The following is a 17327-nucleotide window of genomic DNA, read 5'->3' on the forward strand; positions in this document are numbered from 1 at the left end:
AGACCTTGCCGTACATCACCGTGGGCCAGGAGAACTCCACCACCATCGATCTCTACTACGAGGACCACGGCACCGGACAGCCGGTCGTCCTCATCCACGGCTTCCCGCTCGACGGCCACTCCTGGGAGCGGCAGAGCGCCGTGCTGCTGGAGGCCGGCTACCGCGTGATCACCTACGACCGCCGCGGCTTCGGACAGTCGAGTCAGCCGACGACCGGCTACGACTACGACACCTTCGCGGCCGACCTGAACACCGTGATGGAGACCCTCGACCTGCGGGACGCCGTCCTGGTCGGGTTCTCCATGGGCACCGGTGAGGTGGCCCGGTACGTGTCGACCTACGGCTCGGCCCGGGTCTCCAAGGTCGCCTTCCTGGCCTCGCTGGAACCCTGCCTGCTCAAGACCGACGACAACCCGGACGGGGTCGCCCCGAAGGAGTTCTTCGACGGCGTCGTCGCGGCCGTCAAGGCGGACCGCTACGCGTATTACACCGCCTTCTACCAGGACTTCTACAACCTGGACGAGAACCTCGGCACCAGGATCAGCGAGGAAGCGGTCCGCAACAGCTGGAACGTCGCCGCGGGCGGCGGCTTCTTCGCCGCCGCTGCCGCGCCGTCGACCTGGTACACCGACTTCCGGGCCGACATTCCTGCCATCGACGTGCCGACCCTGATCCTGCACGGCACGGGCGACCGCATCCTGCCCGTTGAGGGCACCGCGCGGCCGTTCCACAAGGCCCTCCCGTCCGCGGACTACGTGGAGATCGAGGGCGCCCCGCACGGCCTGCTGTGGACCCACGCGGAGGAGGTCAACGCGGCCTCCTCACTTTCCTGGGGAAGTAACTCCACGCCCCAGGGCTCTCGGCTTGCTGACCGAGGTCGTCGGCGTGATCGCCGGAGCGGGTAGGACGCGACGGCGCTCGCCGCTTCCCCGGCCGCGGGACAGGGGATCCCGGCTGGGGACACCGCGCTCGCCGAGAAGGTGAGCCGCTGCCCCAACGAGCCGATCACGGTCACGCTCACCCGATAACGGCGGCCGCACGACGGCGGTGTGGGGGCGTGGGCCACACGGAGATGAAAGCCCCGGCTGGACGGGGGAGACCAGCCGGGGCAGTGAGTGGTGGCCTGCGGAGGGCGGCCGCCTCTCGGCGGAACGCTCGACAGGGCTTCAGTCGAACGCTCGCCCCCGTGGGCAAAGGGCGAGGTCCGGGGCACTGTCCCTCCGCAGCCACGTCTGGATGAACGATGAACTACCCGCGCCTGTTCCGCTGTTGGCGCCGCGCGGCGTGTGAGTCGAGGCACGCTGCCCCTTTCGTGATCAGACGTGGCATACCGGCTGTGAGCGCGTGCGGCGGTGCCTCCGGCGTGTAGCCGCTGGCGACCCGATGCCGGGCGCGGCGGCGTCGCTGCCGTCAACCCTTCTCGTTATATGCGCTTTCCCGGCGCTTGAGCTGCCCGCCACCATCGGGCCGTCGACCCACCGCCCCGGCCCGATGACAGGCACCGGAATTCCTCACGGCACCGTGATCTGTCTCTGCCCAAGATCGCCCTTCGGGACAGGCCGAATGAGACAGATGGCAAGATATGAGCCATCTGCCCAGCGCGCTGTGACGGGCAGGGTGGTGCACACGTGGCAAGGGAGAACATCGTGGTGGCCGAACCCTTGATGGATGTTCCCCGGATACCCTGCGCGGGCGTCGGAACCGAGGCTCGGCATGGCGAGTAGCCACCGCACCCTGCGCCCATCCGGACCTGGTGGGTCCCTGGTGGGCCGGGAGGCGGAGATCGCCCGCCTCCTGGAGATCGTCGAGGGCCGCAGCGAACCGCGGATGCTGCTCCTGCTCGGCGAGGCCGGCACGGGCAAGTCGAGGCTGCTGGTGGTCGTCGGCGACCACGCGCGGGACAGCGGAACGCTCGTCCTGGCGTCCCAGGGCGTCGAGACCGAGTCGCGGCAGTCCTTCGCGTCCCTGCACCAGTTGCTCCTGCCTGTGCTGCCCGACGTCGCCACCCTGGCCGACCATCAGCGGAATGCACTCGAAACGGCGTTTGGTATCGCTCCCGCCGAGGGTCCGCCCGACTCCATGCTGCTGCGTGTGGCCGTCCTGACGCTGCTGAGCGAGGTCTCGGACCGGCAGCGCGTCCTGCTGGCCCTCGACGACGTCCAGCACTTCGACCGGGACTCCCTCGACGTGCTCGGTTTCGTGATGCGCCGCATCACGGCACAGGACGTGCCGGTGCTGCTGACCGCACGCGGGCAGACGGCCCCCGCCGGGGTTCCGGCAGACCTGCCTACCGTGCTGTTGGGGCCGCTGACCGAGCAGGCCGCGGCCGAACTCGTGGACGCCCAGCCGCAGGCACCCACCGGCCGGACACGGATCGAACTGCTGCGGCAGGCCGGCGGAAACCCGCTGGCCATCATCGAACTGTGCCGTGCGCCCGGAGCTCACGGCACGGGCGTGCTGCCAGGCGGCGGACTGCTGCAGACGGAGCGCATCCAGGAGCTGTACGCCGCCCGGCTGCGCGGCCTGCCCATGACGACCCAGCGGCTGATCCTGTACGCCGCGGCGTCGCAAGGCGAAGACCTCGCCACGATCATGGCCGCCGCGGGCGTGGGGCCCGATCTCTCGGCGTGGGCCTCGGCTGAGGAGGCCAGCCTCGTGGCCATCATGGAGGGGCGGGTGCTCTTCCGACATCCGCTGGCCCGCGCGGGTTCCTATCACGCGGCGTCGGCCTTCCTCCGGCAGCAGGCGCACCGGGATCTGGCGGCCGCCCTCACGGCCGATCCGGACCGCCGCGCCTGGCACCTGGCTGCCGCATGCGTCGGCCCGGACGAGTCCGTGGCGGCGGCCCTGGAGGACACCGCCGAACTCGCCGAGCGGCGCGGCGGCTTCTACGCGGCGGCCCAGGCTCTGCAACGGTCCGCCGAGTGCAGTCCCACGACCGCCGACCGGGCGCGCCGGTACGTGAAGGCGCTGCATGCAGCCACCAACGCCGCCGACCCCTCGTGGGTCGGCGAGCTGTACGACAAGGTCACCGCGTTGACCGAGGATCGGGACCTGCTGGGCATGGCGGCCTGTGGCGCGGGCATGGCCCTGTCCCTGTTCGGCTACCAGCGCCAGGCGTTCCGGGTGCTGATGAGCGCGCTGGAGCCGGAGCCCCCCGAGTCCGGCATGACCGTGTTCGCCGTGGCCAGCGCGCTCGCGGCAGTCGCGTACCAGTCGGGCCTGCCGGAGATCGGGCGCCCGGTCGCCGGCCTGCTGGACGAGGCCGGGGCCATGAACCGCGACACGCCCTACTCCGAACTGACGACGAGTGACACCTGGACTGCCGTGCGGGCCGTGACCTTGGCCGCGGTCGACCCGGCCGAGGCCACCGAGTTGATGCGGGGTATCCGTCGGCGGGCGGGCGCGCCGGAGCCGGCGACCAGCGTCGCGGAGATGACCCGGGCCCTCGGGATCGGCGGGGTGGCCTGGTACGCCGACGAGTCCGACCTGTGCGTGGAGACCTTCCGCCGGACGTACGCCATGCTCAGCGCGTACGGTGCCATGGGCCCCGCCGTGCCCACGCTCACCGCGATGGCGGGAGCGCTGATCGACAACGGCCGGTGGGCGGAGGCCGACGAGCACCTGGAGAGGACCGCGGCGCTCGCGGGGGTGCACAAGCTGAGGTTTGTGCAGATCGACGTCGAGACGCTGCGGGCGACCCTGCGGGCCCTGCGCGGCGAGACCGCCGGCATGACGGCGGACCCGGCCTGGACGGCGGTCGGCCTGGACGAGAACCGCGCCACCCACGCACGCATCCTGCGGGCCGCCGGTATCGCAGCCAGCGCGGCCGGTGACTTCGACGGCGCGTTCCGGCAGTTCAGATCGCTGTTCGACGACGACGGCACGTCTCTGCACTACTTCCTGTCACCCCGGTCGATCGCAGATCTCGCCGCGGCCGCCCAGCGGACGGGCCGACAGGACGAGGCGGCACACATCCTCGCGGTAGTGCGACTCCGCGGTGGGCCCGCAGCCGACCACCCGGATGACGCTGCTGATGCACCACGCCGCCGCGCTGACCGGCGACCCGAAGGACGCCGAACACCACTTCCGGCTCGCCACGGTGAACCCGGTAGGCGATCAGTGGCCGCTGGCCCGGGCACAGGCGAGGCTCCACTACGCGCAGTGGCTGCGCAGACGGCGGCGCTCCCTGGAGGCCCGCCCGCTCCTTGCCACCGCGCTCGAGTCGTTCACCCGGCTCGGAGCGTCCGCCCTGGCAGAGGAAGCCCGCGCCGAGCTACGGGCGAGTGGTGTGGCCACCGCCCCCGCCCAGGCCGACCCACTGGCGGAACTGACCGCCCAGCAGCGACAGATCGTACGGCTCGCGGCACGAGGGCTGCGCAACCGGGAGATCGCGGAGCAGCTGATGCTCTCCCCGCGCACGGTCAGCTCGCACCTCTATAACGTGTATCCGAAACTGGGTGTCAGCAGTCGCAACCAGCTCCGCGATCTGTTCGACGATCTGTGATCCCCACAGCGAGTCGCACCGCGGGCTGCTCCCACAGTGTCACCGGAGCCCCTCGGGGCAGGGGTGAGGTCGCAGACCATCCAGCGGACGACCGACCGTGACGATGGAAGGAAACGTGAGCCGTTGAAATTCGAGCCCGTAAGGGGCCGAAGCGGGCCGGAACGCCCTGCCGTCGTCCTGGATCCCCTCGTGCAACGGCTCGTTGACGCCTCTTCCGCACCGCCCTACCTCCACCAGCTCGGTCCGGCCGACGGACGGCAGGCACTGCTGGAGATCCAAGGTCACACGTTCGACGACTTCGGCCTGGACGCCGAGTTCCGGGTGGCACCGGTGGGCCCGCGTGGGCTGGTCGGCTTCTGGTTGTTCCGGCCGACACGGCCGACGAGCCCACTTCCCGTGGTCGTATACCTGCACGGCGGCCGGTGGATGCTGGGCGACGCCCGGACCCACGCGCGAATGATCGGCGAGCTGGCGGCCGCGAGTGCCGCCGCCTTCGTGGTGCCCGAATACACCCGCACCCCGGAGGCCCGGTACCCGGTCGCGTTGGAGGAGTCGTACGCGGTCCTGACCTCGGTGGCGGAGCAGGCCGACGCCCTTGGCCTGGACGGCTGCAGGCTGGCGCTGGCAGGCGACTGTGCCGGCGCGACCATGGCCACGGCGCTCACCATGATGGCCAAGCAGCGCGGCGGCCCCCGTATCCGCGCACAGCTGCTGTACTACCCGATGACCGAGCCGGACTCCGCCACCCCGTCGCGAGACCAGTTCGAGTCCGGCTACCTCCTGACGAGTGAGGCTCTGGACTCGTACTGGCACGAGTACACCGACGACGCGGGCGAACTCGCGGAGCCCACGGCCTCACCGATGCGGGCGACCACTGCGGACCTCGCGGGACTGCCGCCGGCCTTGATCGTGACGGCGGAGGCGGACGTCGTACGGGACGAGGGCGAGCAGTACGCCCGCCTGCTGCGGCAGGCCGGCGTGCCGGTGATCGCCGCCCGCTACCTGGGGACGGTGCACGACTTCGTGTCCCTGAGACCTCTGCAGGACAGCCCGCCGACGCTGGCGGCGATCAAGCAGGGCGGCCACTTCCTCAAGGATGCTCTCGCCGACCGGCGGTGACGACCGGCTCAACGGGGCGGCGGGATGGTGGGTGAGGCGACCTGTCGCTGCTGCCGTCGGAGATGGACCGTCAACATACTGATGCGTGCGGAGCAGGCTGCTTGCGAGGGTGAAGGGCGTAAGGCCGCCTTTGGCGGCACGTCCTGCACAGCAAGAGGGCAGCATGTCCACCGTCCCACCCATTCTCGAGCCGGCCGCGCAGGACTTCGCCGACGCGACCGCACACCCTCCGTTCCTGTACGACCTGGGCCCGGTCGAGGGGCGAACGGCCGTGGACAGAGTCCAGGACGGCGACGTCCCCGTCCCGGGCGCAGACGTGGAGGACCAGTCCATCTCGGGCGGCCCGTCGGGCGAGGTCTCGATCCGCATCTTCCGCCCGGCCGGTGCCAAGGGGCCGCTGCCCGTGGTCCTGTACCTACACGGCGCCGGCTGGGTCTTCGGCAACGCCCACACCCATGACCGACTTGTGCGCGAACTCACCGTACGCGCGCACGCCGCGACGGTCTTCGTCAATTACAGCCTCTCGCCCGAAGCGAAGTACCCCACGGCTATCGAGGAGACCTACGCCGCACTGTTGTGGATCTCGAAGGAAGGAGCCGCCCACGGGCTCGACCCGGACCGCGTCGCGGTGGCGGGCGACTCGGTCGGCGGCAACATGGCCGCGGCCACCACTCTCCTGGCCAAGCAGCGCAAGGGGCCCAAACTTGCGGCGCAGCTGCTGTACTACCCCGTCACCGATGCGCGTTTCGACACCGATTCCTACGAGCAGTTCGCGAGCGGCTACTTCCTCAGCCGCGACGGCATGAAGTGGTTCTGGGACCAGTACACGACCGATCAGGCCGAGCGCGCGCAGATCACCGCCTCCCCACTGCGGGCGAGCCTGGACGAACTGCGCGGGCTGCCACAGGCGTTGGTCATCGTGGCCGAGGCGGACGTCCTGCGCGACGAGGGCGAGGCGTATGCCGCCAAGCTGCGCGCCGCCGGCGTGCCGACCACGGCCGTGCGCTACCAGGGCGTCATCCATGACTTCGTCATGCTCAACGCGATGAGGGACACCTGCGCCGCCACGGCCGCGACCCAGCAGGGCGGCGAATTCCTCCACGACGCGCTGCACTCCTGCTGTCCGGCCTGATATCCGGTACCGGGAACACCTCGGCGACGACGCCGAAGCGGAGCAGCCCCATCTTGCACAACGAACTACGACCCGGTTGGAGTTCTCATGGCCGAGTTGACGATGACACACATGCCGAAAACCCCTGTCGAACAACGATTCTCCCGCTCTTTGCACACTGATCCCGGGCTCATCCACGTACTCTCTCAGCTTCCGAAGAAGGGACACTCCGAATTCCTGTACCTGAGAATGCACATAAGCGGCGCGGCCACGATCTCCCATAAAGGGACGCAGGTCTCAATGGAGCCCGGCGACCTGGTTTTCTACGACCATGATCGGCCCCACGCCGTGCAGTCCGACGGCGATTGCCAGGTGACGGTCTTCCGCGTGTCCAGGCGCCATCTTGGTGTATCGGAGCCGGAACTGCGCCACGTCGTGGGGGTACCGGTGCGGGGTGGTGAAGGCGTGGGTGCGCTGGTCTCGGTCATTCTGTCCTCGCTCGCTGACGAGGAGGAGTTCCACGGATCGAGGATCGGCGATCGGCTCGCCCGCAGTGCGGTGGACATGCTCGCCGTGCTCGTCATGGAACTCCTCACGGAGGGGACCAGACGGGAGACAGCCTACGCGGCAGACGTAGGCACCGAGACGCTGGCACGGATCCGGGCGTTCATCGAAGAGCACCTAATGGATCCTGACCTGTCACCCCGGTCGATCGCGGACGCGCACCACATCTCCGTCCGGTACCTGCACAAGCTCTTCGAGAACGAGGGCACCACGGTGAGCCAGTGGGTACGGCAGCGCAGGCTCGAATTCTGCCGACACGATCTGGGCCGGTCGTCACACAGAAAGCTGACCGTGGCCGCCGTGGCACGACGCTGGGGTTTCCGCAGCGCGTCGCATTTCAGCCGGGTGTTCCGCGACGCCTACGGCATGTCCCCCAGGGAATGGCAGGCATGCGCGTAGCCGGAGCTGGGCTCGCCGAGTACCACTGATACAGATCGCTCCTGTTGCGGGAGTTGGTCCGCTACCTCCGGGAGTTGGTCGTCGGATCCCCTCATGATGCGTCTTCTCCGGAGGGGGCGAGGTCGGGCAAGTAGCCATTGGCCCGCAGGAAGATGTCGAGGGACAGCGCGACGATGTCGCCGTGCTGGATGCCACTGTCTGCGTTGCAGCGGCGGATGCGTCGTTGCAGCTGAAGTGCTTCAGGGACTGCGTAGTTGAGTTGGCCGCGACTGGTGTGACGGCCGTTGATGATGGCCAGCGCGTCGGGATGGGGAGCGAAGGGGGCGACGGTCGGATCGGATTGGGCTTCGCTCCGGCTCGTTGGCGCAGTGCTGGCCGAGCAGAACGACGAGTGGACCGAGGCCCGCCGCGGGTCGCGAAGTGCTGGCCAAGGCCGCCTCCACCCGCTCGAGGAGTAGTCCCCGGCCCCGCACTCCCCGGTGCCCGGCTTCACCATGGCCGCCCCCTCCGAGGCGACGGTGGAGAACCCGCAGCCGCAGATCGAGTACACCCTCTACGGTGCCTTCGCCGCCGCCCGCGCGGGGCTGCCCGCGATGCGCGAAGCCGGCGCAGGCACCCTGCTGTTCACCACCGGCGGCGGCTCAGTGGATTCCAACCCCATGATGGGCAACGTCAACGCCGCCGGCGCGGCCCTGCGCAACTGTGAGATCAACCTGGACAAGGAGTTGGCCGGCAGCGGCGTGCACGCCGCGCACGTGGCGATCAACGTCTGGATCGGCGAGGGCGGCCCGGAGGGTTTCCCGACGGCCACGCCCGAGCAGATCGCCCCCTGTACTGGGATCTGTACGAACACGGAGACCGCTCCGAGGCCGTCTTCAACGGCTGACGGTCCGTCATCGGGAGGGTTCGCAGCCCCTCTCCGCACCCCTTGACGCTGCCCTGATCTACTCATCGTCTCGGACGAGGCTGAGACACAAGCCGGACAGTCGGCCGCGGCCCAGACGAAGGTCGGCCGCCAGCGCCGGACAGGAGATCGGGGTTGGGGCTGGGCTGGTATCCGCCCCTATGGAGCGAGCGAAGGTGCCGGCCCGCCCCGCTGCGGTGATACGGGGCGGGCGGGGAGTGCGTACGGGGCAGGTCAGAGGGTGAGGAGCACCTTGGCGGCGCGCCGCTCGTCCATGGCCTTGTGGCCCTCCGCGGCCCGCTCCAGCGGCAGGGTGAGGTCGAAGACCTTACCCGGGTCGATCTTGCCGTCCCAGATGAGCTGGATCAGGTCGGGCAGGAACCGGCCCACCGGGGCGGGGCCGCCCTCCATGTGGATGCCGGCGAGGAACAGGTCGAAGCCGGGGATGGAGACGTCGTAGTTGACGCCGACGAAGCCCATGTGCCCGCCGGGGCGGGTGGCTCCGATCGCCTGCAGGGTCGATTCGTGGGTTCCGACGGCCTCGACCACCGAGTGCGCGCCGAGCCCGCCCGCCCGTGAGTTCCTTGATCTTTGCTACTACAGCTTCACCGCGTCCGTCCCGCGCGAAGGACTGCGGCCCCTGCGCGAGACGGACGCGGTCGAGCTGGACGATGATGACGATGGTGGCGAGAACGTGTAGTTGTCGTCAGTCCGATGGTCGTGTCTTCAGCGTCCCCCGTGGTCGAGGGCGGCGACCTCGCGTATGGCCTCGGCGATGGCCGGGAAGTCCTTCTTGAGGATCGCACCGTGGTTGCTGGCGACCTTCGCGCCGATCTGGATATTCGGGTTGTGGGCGGTCACCGTATCGAGGCTGGTGCGTATCCGTTCCTGCTCATCACCGCGGCTTCCGAAGGACGTCCCCGAAGCGACCACATACCGCACCGGGACGGTGATGTTGTCCAGCACGGGGCCCAGCTCGCGCTCGCGGGAGAGCCTGCCGAGCTCGATGTTGCTGTTCGCCTGCTGTTCGGCGGTCATCCGCGGGGCCAGGCCCGTCGGGCGCAGCAGCGGCAGGAACCAGCCCATCCGCCGGAACAGCTTGCGGATCCGCTGCTCCATGGCCTCGTCGAGCCAGTCGTACGGGAACGCGCCGTCGACCAGGACCGCGCCCAAGGCACGCTCCGGATTCCGGCTGGCCCAGTGCGCCCCGACGAACGCCCCGTAGGACCAGCCCACCACCAGCGCCCGGTCCACACCCCTGGCCGCGAGAACGGCATCGACATCCCGGACGGCTGCCTCGAAGGAATAGTCCGCCGAACGCTTCGATTTGCCGCGAGCCCGCTCGTCGTAGGTGATGTGCCGCCACCCCGTCCCCAGTTCAGCGATGACCCGCCGCCAGTACCCCTGGGTGGCGAACTGGCCATTGAGGTAGACCACCGGGATCCCGGGACCGCCGGTGTCGGTGACGGCCAGGGCCGTATCGTCAACCGGCACCATGCCGGTCCACTTCGAACTGGTCGAGGAAGTGCTGTTCTTCGTCATGTGTTCCCCCTGGTCGCGTGAGGCGTCTTGTACGGCTTCTCCAGGCCCTGCACGTGGATCGCGGGCCCCTCGGGACGGACGGCCGCGCCCTCGGCGACGACCGACAGGATCTCGATCGCGGTGGGCCCGGCCGGACAGGCCTGGTTCTGCTCCTTCAGAGGCTGCGGGCGGTGATGTCGCCGCGGGAGGTGGTGGCGCGGATGTCGAGTTCGGCGGTGCCATCGTTCTTGAGGGCGTTGCTGACGCGGCCGTAGTCGGTGCCGGCGTTCAGGGCGGCCGAGACGCCGGCGGCGGCGGCGATCGAGATGTCGCCGGACTGGGTGCGGAGCACGACCGTGCCGCGCACCGCCTCGGCGATCCGGATGTCGCCCCTTGCGGTGCTGATCTCCGCGGGGCCGCCCAGCCGGCCGACCTCGACGTCGCCGTCGATCGCAGTGAGGCGGACGCTCGCGGCCTCGTCGATCTTGATCTGGCGGTACGCGCCTTCGAAGGCGATGCCGCCGAGGCGTCCGACGCCGCGGAGCTCGGCGCCGGCGGCCCTGGCCTCGATGCGGGAGCCGGCGGGCAGCTGGACGGTGACCTCGATGGATCCGGAGGGGCCGAAGAGCTGGTTGTCGGGGGCCTGGGCCGTGATCCGCAGGACGCCGTCGGCGTAGGCGACTTCTGTCTGCTCAGCGGTCTTGGTGTCGCTGCTCTTGGAGGGGTTGGCGGGCAGGACCTCGACGGTGGTGTCGGCGCGGTCTGCGGCGATGAACTGGATGCGTCCGGCGGGGATGTCCAGGACGGCGGAGATCGGGGCGGGGGTGTCGAACTTCTGCATCGTGCTCTCCTGTGCTCGTTCGTTGTTTCTGACACCGGAAACGCTACGTTGCTTTCCAAAATCCGGCAACGCACCTGTTGCATAGAATTGACATCTATGCAGGTAGAGACCGGTAAACTGTTGCAACGGTCTTGAAGATAACGCAACGGCCACTGCTCTGATCATTGCAATGGATGAGAAGTGAACGCTATAGTGGGGATCAGGGACCGCCACGAAGGATCACCAAGGAGATCGCGATGCCGGGAGGCAGGCTCACCCAGCAGGAACGCCAGCAGATCGCGCTGGGGCTGGCCGACAGCCTCCCCTACGCCGAGATCGGCCGACGCCTCGACCGTCCGACCTCGACGATCACGCGTGAGGTGATGCGCAACGGCGGCCCCACCGCCTACCGCGCCGACCTGGCCCACCGCGCCACCGAACGCCGCGCCCACCGGCGCAGGCCCGCCCCCTCCCGAGGGCCGGAGTCAGTCCCCCAGCCGCACGGACGCGACGCCGAGGCCGTGGCCGAGTACGAGGAGACGCTCACCACCGTCCTCATGGCTTCGGGCCTGACCAAGATGACGGCCCGGGTGCTGACCTGCCTGTTCACCACCGACGCGGGCAGCCTCACCGCGTCCCAACTCGCCCAGCGCCTCCAGGTCAGCCCGGCGTCCATCTCCAAAGCGATCGCCTTCCTGGAGAGCCAGAGCCTCGTCCGCCGAGAACGCGACGAACGCCGCCGCGACCGCTACATCGTCGACGACGAACTCTTCTACCAAGCGACGATCGCCAGCGCCCGATCCAACGACCAGCTCGTCGAAACCGCACGCCAAGGCGTCGCCATCCTCGGCCCCCACACCCCCGCCGCCACCCGCCTGGAGAACATCGCCCGCTTCCTCGACTTCATCAGCGAAAGCATCACCCGCGCCGCCGAACAGGCCCGCGAAGTGCTCCACACCAAACCCGAAACAACCTCAAGCGACACCGCCCAACCAAGTCCAGACCACGGATAGACAGCCGTCTCGATCGTCACAGCCATGAGACGAAGCCGGCTGCGTCCTCGGGGAAACACAGGGTTCCACCACGGCGGCCGTCCGCGACAGCGCGCGGTCATCCGCACCCTCGCCGTCCAAAAACCTCTACTTTTTCGGACACTCTGGCGACCAGGGATGATGTCATCCAGAAATCTCCGTCCAGAAAGTCGATGCGGAGTGTGGGCACAGTACGGCCTGGCCGCCGCGCTGCGCCGCGCGGCGGAGTTGCTGGAGTCCCCGCCCGGACAGTGACCGCAAGCGGCCCGCGCGCCCTTCACCGCCTACTGCCGCCGGGCGCGAGCAGGCTGGTGACCTCGGCGATCGCCTCGGCCGAGGGATGGAAGCAGCGCCGGACGTCCTCCGGCTTCTTGTGCCGCGACTTGGCCATGAGCATCGGCGGGCTCGCCCCGGCCTACTGACGGCCGAAATCTCATCCGCGCTCGCGGAGATACGCCTCCAGCTCGGCGGCCCCGGCCAGCATCGCGCGCCCGCGGGCGGACAGCCGACCGTGCCAGTCGCGCAGGGTGGCCTCCAGCGGCTCCGGCCCGCCGGCCGCCCGCACCTGGGCGATCAGCGGGGCGATCTGCTCCAGCAGGTAGCCGCCCCGCCTGAGCTGGTGCGCCAGCCGGGCGTCCCGCACGTCGGCCTCGTCGTAGACGCGGTACCCGGTCCGCGGGTCGCGGCGCGGGCGCACCAGCCCGGCGCGCTCCCACTTGCGCAGCGTCGCGGTGTGGGGACGCCTGCCGCGTCTTCCCCGGCGCGCGGTACCTGGACTGGCCGCTCGATGACCGGGCACGGCCTGGTCGTCGAGGCCGTCCGGCCGATCCGCGACGCCATCGAGGCGCGGGTGCGCGGTCTGCTCGCCAGGATGGGCGTCCCGGCCTCCGCTTGACCGCTGCGCGGGGCGCGGTCACGTGCCGAAGGGCGGGACCTGCTGCACGGCGAGGTCGTCGCGCAGCCGCAGGAAGCGAACAGGACGGTACCGGGCCTCGTCGACGGCGGTGTCGGCCTGGAACTCCGCCACCAGGTCCGGGCGGACGGGGTGGTACTCCAGTTCGCCGCGGGTGCCCCAGCTGGCGCTGAACCGGCGTCCGTGCCAGGGATGGTCGGGGTCGGCCGGATGCAGCCGCTGTGCGAGGTTGCGCCGTTGGGCGGTAAGCAGGGGGGTGGTGCGGGCGATCAGCCGCAGGTTGCCGACGGCGTCGTGGCGGGCCAGCAGCAGGGTGGCCGGAGAGGCGAGCGCCCCCGTGACCCGCCGACCAGTGCTTCGGCGGTGGGGCGGGCGCGGAACTTGATCAGGCCCGTTTGCCGGGCAGGGAGGGCTGCTCGCTGCCCTTGATGACGACGCCCTCGATGCCCACAGTGACCCAGGCCGGGTCCAGCCAGTCCAGCGCGGCCTGCCGATCCGTCGTTGCACAGGGTGAAGGGGGCGGTGTTGGGGCTCCTTGAAAATAACCCCAGCCCCGCTCCTCGTCCCCACTTGGTTGTGGGCTTTGACCAGGGGGCGGGTCCGTCTGGTAGCCGCCAGATTACGAGGGGCGTCGCGGACTGTCAGGGGTGGCCTTAGGCGCCATCGCGGGGTGACGCACAAAGAACCCTTGACCGGCCGTGGCGCTCCCGCACCCTCCGGAGGCCGGGCGGACCCGCTTCTGTGACTGAGCGCCCTGGTTGCCCGACTGGTCAACCAGAGCGCCCAAAGGAAGTGCTGGCCGGCGCGGTCGCCGGAGGCGGGGTACCACCCCGGCGTCCGGTCAGCGGATGGCGAGGAACTCGAGCGTGTCGATCACGCGGTTCGAGAAGCCCCACTCGTTGTCGTACCACGCGACCACCTTGACGTGGCGGCCGTCGACGCGGGTGAGGGCCGAGTCAAAGATCGACGATGCGGGATTGCCCGTGATGTCGGACGACACGAGCGGGTCCTCCGAGTACTCGAGGACGCCGGCGAGCGGCCCCTCCGCTGCGGCGCGGTACGCCGCCAGCACGTCGCCGCGCGTCACGTCGCGGGCGACGGTCGTGTTGAGTTCGACGATCGAGCCCACCGGCACCGGTACGCGGATCGAGTCGCCCGACAGCTTGCCGTCGAGGTTCGGCAGCACCAGGCCGATCGCCTTGGCGGCGCCGGTCGTGGTCGGCACGATGTTGACGCCGGCGGCCCGGGCGCGACGGGCGTCGCGGTGCGGACCGTCCTGCAGGTTCTGCTCCTGCGTGTAGGCGTGCACCGTCGTCATGAACCCGTGCTCGATACCGGCGAGTTCGTCGAGGACCGCGGCCAGCGGCGCGAGCGCGTTGGTGGTGCAAGAGGCGTTCGAGACGATCGTGTGCACGGCCGGGTCGTAGGCGTCGGTGTTGACCCCGAACGCGAGCGTGACGTCGGCGCCGTCCGACGGCGCGCTGACGAGTACCTTCTTCGCGCCCGCGTCGAGGTGGGCTCGGGCGGCCTTCGCCGAGGTGAAGCGGCCGGTGGCTTCCAGGACGATGTCGACGCCGAGTTCGGCCCACGGCAGCTGCGCCGGTTCGCGCTCGGCCATCACCGTGATCCGACGGCCGTCAACGACGAGGGCGTCCCCGTCGACGGTCACCGGACGCCCGAGCCGGCCGGCCGTGCTGTCGTAGGCGAGCAGCCGGGCGAGAGTGGCGGGCTCCGTCAGATCGTTGACGGCGACGATCTCGAGGGCGCTGTCGCGTTCGAGCAGTGCGCGCAGCACATTGCGTCCGATGCGGCCGAATCCGTTGATGGCGATGCGAGTCATGAGTGATGTCCCTTCCCTTCGCCACCATGCTCATCTGCGGCTAGCGCCGCTGACAGTGGCGGTATCGCCACGGTTCAAAAGGATCCCGCCACGCGGTGCCGGGCGGGTTACTCGCCCCGGGTGAAGGTGCGCCGGTACTCGCTCGGTGTGGTGCCGAGGATGCGCTGGAAGTGCAGGCGCAGGTTCGCGCCGGTGCCGAGCCCGATGTCGGCGGCGATCTGTTCGACGCTGCGCTGCGAGCGCTCGAGCAGTTCGCGGGCCAGGTCGATGCGGGCGCGCATCACCCACTGCATCGGCGTGTAGCCGGTCTCCTCGACGAAGCGCCGGGAGAACGTGCGCGGCGAGACCCCCGCCTGCCGCGCCAGTATGTCGAGGGTGAGGGGCTCGCCGAGCCGGTGCAGCGCCCACTCGCGGGTGGCGGCGAACCGCTCGCCGAGCGGCTCGGGGACGCTGCGCGGCACGTACTGGGCCTGGCCGCCGCTGCGGTAGGGGGCCGCAACCAGACGCCGGGCCGCGTGGTTGGACGCGGCCACTCCGAGGTCGCCGCGCAGGATGTGCAGGCACAGGTCGATGCCGGAGGCGGCGCCGGCCGAGGTGAGCACGCTGCCCTCATCGACGAACAGCACGTTCTCGTCGACCTGGACGAGCGGGTGCCTGGCCACGAGTGCCCGCGTGTAGTGCCAGTGCGTCGTGGCGCGCTTGCCGTCGAGCAGGCCCGTGGCGGCGAGCGCGAAGGCGCCCGTCGAGATGGCGGCGAGCCGCGCGCCCCGGTCGTGGGCGGCGATCAGTGCGTCAACGACGGCCTGCGGCGGGTCGTCGCGGTCCGGGAACCGGTAGCCGGGGACGAAGACGATGTCGGCCCACGCAAGGGCGTCGAGGCCGTGGGCGACGTAGTACGCGAGGCCATCGCCGCCGGTCACGAGACCGGGTGTCGCCCCGCACACCCGCACCTCGTACGGCATGCTCGCGCGGGTCGTGAAAACCTGCGCGGGAATTCCGACATCGAGCGGCTTCGCACCCTCGAGCACAAGGACGGCAACGCGATGCTGGCGGAAGGCTGGCACAGGAAGAGGTTACGTGGGGCGTGACTTCGATACGCCCACTGCGCGGACCGGACAGACGACACACCGCCCTGGCTGTCTTCCACGTTGCAGTCCACCGCCCGTCCCACCCTTCGCCCGCCTCCAGCCGATCTGAGACCAACCCCGCGCTGGGCAGCTCAGCGAACAAATAATCGGTTGCCTGTTGGCGACGGTGGTGGATGCAATGTCCGGCATGGTCACCCAGGTGCGCCCGCCACGGCGAGATGAGATGAACGCGTACTACCGGGCCTTGCCACTCTGCGATCCGGGCGAACTGCAACCGAATCGCCGCACGGGAGACGCCAACGCATGAATACGCCGCCATCGCCAGCTGGGGCGGAGCGGACTGACGGATCATCCGTCCAGATCGGCGCTCTCGTTCCGCTGACTCGGCCTGGCTGGGTCGAGGCAGGCCAACACTTGCTCGCTGGACTCGAGCTGGCCGTTCGCGAAGTCAATGACGCCGGCGGGATCGTCGGAAGACCACTCGAGCTGGTGGTCCGAGACACCGCGGCTGATCCACAGAGGGCCGCGGCGGCCGTAGACGAATTGGCTCGCCTGGGCGTGGCTGCCTTGGCGGGGGAGTATCACAGCGTCGTCGCTCGCGCCGCTGCCGCCAGGGCCGACGCCCTCGGCCTGCCGTTCCTCTGCTCGTCAGCGGTTCTCGACGCGCTCACCGAACAGCCGACGGAATGGGTCGCGCGCCTCTCCCCGCCGCAGTCCCGCGGCTGGCAGGTCTACGCAGACTTCCTCCTCAGTGCGGGCCACAGCCGAATCGCCGTAGCAGCCCAGCCGAGTGTCTACTGGGCATCCGGGGCCCGCATTCTGCGGGACTACCTCGCTCCACGCGGCGGCACCGTCATCGAACTCGACATGAGCGCGCTCACCCCCGCGGCCGTGTGCGACGAACTCGTCGACCATTGCGCGACAGCCCTCCTTCTTCTGGTCGGCCACCCGGAACCGGCAGTGTCGATCGTCAAGTCCGTCCGCCGCGACCAGCGCCTCGCCGAGATCATGATCGGTGCTCCGGCCGGACAACCGGAGTTCGCCGAATGGGCGACGTTGCTGGGCGACGACAGCGCCGCGATCCCGTTCTTGCGCTACCTGCCCGAGCGCCTCACCCTACTCGGTGCACGAGTCGAGACGGCCCTCCGCGAGCGGCTGGCCGAAGCGCCCTCCTTCGTCGCCTTCGAGGGCTACGACACGGTCGCCGTCCTCGCCGATGTGCTGCGTTCTCACGGCGCGGACCGGGCGCGCACTGCCGGATCCTGGCCGCGCGTTGCAGTCGAAGGCACCCGCGGGCAGATCCAGTTCTCCCGCACGCCAGGCATCAGCGTTTGGCAATGGGCTTGGACGCCCATCCAAGTCGTTGATCGAGATCCGGCGGAACCCGATCGCTTTCGGATCCTTCACGCCGGCTGAGCTTGATGTTTAACCTCGCACGTCATCCGACCTGCTGAAGCCTCCCGTTTCCGGGCATGCGTGACGCGGCCGTCCTCCACGCTTCGAGATGTCG

General features: G+C 69.8%; 13 protein-coding genes and 5 pseudogenes. 9 read left to right on the top strand and 9 right to left on the bottom strand.

Translation table 11 applies throughout. The features are described from left to right. Positions 1 to 5 precede the first annotated feature (5 nt). The 6 genes and pseudogenes from ACFY0T_RS07860 to ACFY0T_RS07885 all read left to right on the top strand — a co-directional run bounded on the left by ACFY0T_RS07860 (position 6) and on the right by ACFY0T_RS07885 (position 7700). Positions 6 to 841: pseudogene (locus ACFY0T_RS07860) on the top strand (alpha/beta fold hydrolase). Positions 842 to 1713: 872 nt separating this feature from the next. Further along, positions 1714 to 2178, top strand: a pseudogene (locus ACFY0T_RS07865) (ATP-binding protein); the annotation flags it as partial. Between the two features lie 1858 nt (positions 2179 to 4036). Beyond that, positions 4037 to 4507 carry a LuxR C-terminal-related transcriptional regulator gene (locus ACFY0T_RS07870; RefSeq protein WP_388865721.1) on the top strand — a complete coding sequence of 157 codons (471 nt, stop codon included), beginning with the start codon at positions 4037 to 4039 and terminating at the stop codon, positions 4505 to 4507. A 189-nt stretch (positions 4508 to 4696) separates the two neighbouring features. Further along, positions 4697 to 5626 (top strand): alpha/beta hydrolase, encoded by a 930-nt coding sequence (locus tag ACFY0T_RS07875; protein WP_388865628.1) that lies wholly within the window; start codon positions 4697 to 4699, stop codon positions 5624 to 5626. Between the two features lie 163 nt (positions 5627 to 5789). After that, positions 5790 to 6758, top strand: coding sequence for an alpha/beta hydrolase (locus ACFY0T_RS07880; RefSeq protein ID WP_388865630.1), 969 nt, complete (start codon positions 5790 to 5792; stop codon positions 6756 to 6758). Positions 6759 to 6845: 87 nt separating this feature from the next. Then, positions 6846 to 7700 (top strand): helix-turn-helix domain-containing protein, encoded by an 855-nt coding sequence (locus tag ACFY0T_RS07885; RefSeq protein WP_388865632.1) that lies wholly within the window; start codon positions 6846 to 6848, stop codon positions 7698 to 7700. A 91-nt stretch (positions 7701 to 7791) separates the two neighbouring features. On the opposite strand, the gene ACFY0T_RS07890 is transcribed toward ACFY0T_RS07885, so the two are convergent. Then, positions 7792 to 8196, bottom strand: coding sequence for a hypothetical protein (locus ACFY0T_RS07890; RefSeq protein WP_388865634.1), 405 nt, complete (start codon positions 8194 to 8196; stop codon positions 7792 to 7794). Here ACFY0T_RS07890 and ACFY0T_RS07895 point away from each other — a divergent pair. Continuing rightward, positions 8195 to 8632 (top strand): hypothetical protein, encoded by a 438-nt coding sequence (locus ACFY0T_RS07895; protein ID WP_388865636.1) that lies wholly within the window; start codon positions 8195 to 8197, stop codon positions 8630 to 8632. The two genes, ACFY0T_RS07890 and ACFY0T_RS07895, sit on opposite strands and share 2 nt — an antisense overlap. A 206-nt stretch (positions 8633 to 8838) precedes the next feature. On the opposite strand, the pseudogene ACFY0T_RS07900 reads toward ACFY0T_RS07895, so the two are convergent. The 3 genes and pseudogenes from ACFY0T_RS07900 to ACFY0T_RS07910 form a co-directional block, all read right to left on the bottom strand. After that, positions 8839 to 9217, bottom strand: a pseudogene (locus ACFY0T_RS07900) (zinc-binding dehydrogenase); the annotation flags it as partial. Between the two features lie 113 nt (positions 9218 to 9330). Further along, positions 9331 to 10146 (bottom strand): alpha/beta fold hydrolase, encoded by an 816-nt coding sequence (locus tag ACFY0T_RS07905; protein WP_388865638.1) that lies wholly within the window; start codon positions 10144 to 10146, stop codon positions 9331 to 9333. 154 nt (positions 10147 to 10300) lie between these two features. Beyond that, positions 10301 to 10966, bottom strand: coding sequence for a DUF4097 family beta strand repeat-containing protein (locus ACFY0T_RS07910; RefSeq protein WP_388865640.1), 666 nt, complete (start codon positions 10964 to 10966; stop codon positions 10301 to 10303). 236 nt (positions 10967 to 11202) lie between these two features. On the opposite strand from ACFY0T_RS07910, the gene ACFY0T_RS07915 reads away from it, so the two are divergent. Then, on the top strand, positions 11203 to 11958 hold the full coding sequence (locus ACFY0T_RS07915) for a helix-turn-helix domain-containing protein (RefSeq protein WP_388865642.1): 756 nt from the start codon (positions 11203 to 11205) through the stop codon (positions 11956 to 11958). 295 nt (positions 11959 to 12253) lie between these two features. Here the strand turns inward: ACFY0T_RS07915 and ACFY0T_RS07920 are convergent. From ACFY0T_RS07920 to ACFY0T_RS07940, 5 genes and pseudogenes are all read right to left on the bottom strand, one after another. After that, positions 12254 to 12388 (bottom strand): annotated as a pseudogene (locus tag ACFY0T_RS07920) (site-specific integrase); the annotation flags it as partial. A gap of 21 nt (positions 12389 to 12409) precedes the next feature. Then, positions 12410 to 12724 (bottom strand): annotated as a pseudogene (locus tag ACFY0T_RS07925) (MerR family transcriptional regulator); the annotation flags it as partial. A 165-nt stretch (positions 12725 to 12889) separates the two neighbouring features. Next, entirely contained in the window at positions 12890 to 13396 is a 507-nt protein-coding gene (locus ACFY0T_RS07930; protein WP_388865644.1) for a hypothetical protein, read from the bottom strand. A gap of 334 nt (positions 13397 to 13730) precedes the next feature. Beyond that, positions 13731 to 14729: a type I glyceraldehyde-3-phosphate dehydrogenase gene (gap, locus tag ACFY0T_RS07935; protein WP_388865645.1), complete on the bottom strand. Its 999-nt coding sequence runs from the start codon at positions 14727 to 14729 to the stop codon at positions 13731 to 13733. Between the two features lie 107 nt (positions 14730 to 14836). Then, complete coding sequence (locus ACFY0T_RS07940; protein WP_388865648.1) at positions 14837 to 15793, bottom strand: GlxA family transcriptional regulator; 957 nt, start codon at positions 15791 to 15793, stop codon at positions 14837 to 14839. 327 nt (positions 15794 to 16120) lie between these two features. Here ACFY0T_RS07940 and ACFY0T_RS07945 point away from each other — a divergent pair, with 327 nt between their 5' ends. Further along, a complete protein-coding gene (locus ACFY0T_RS07945; protein WP_388865651.1) occupies positions 16121 to 17233 on the top strand; it encodes an ABC transporter substrate-binding protein in 1113 nt (370 codons plus the stop codon). Positions 17234 to 17327: the final 94 nt, after the last annotated feature.

The organism is Streptomyces sp. NPDC001530 (assembly GCF_042894545.1).
Taxonomy (GTDB): domain Bacteria; phylum Actinomycetota; class Actinomycetes; order Streptomycetales; family Streptomycetaceae; genus Streptomyces.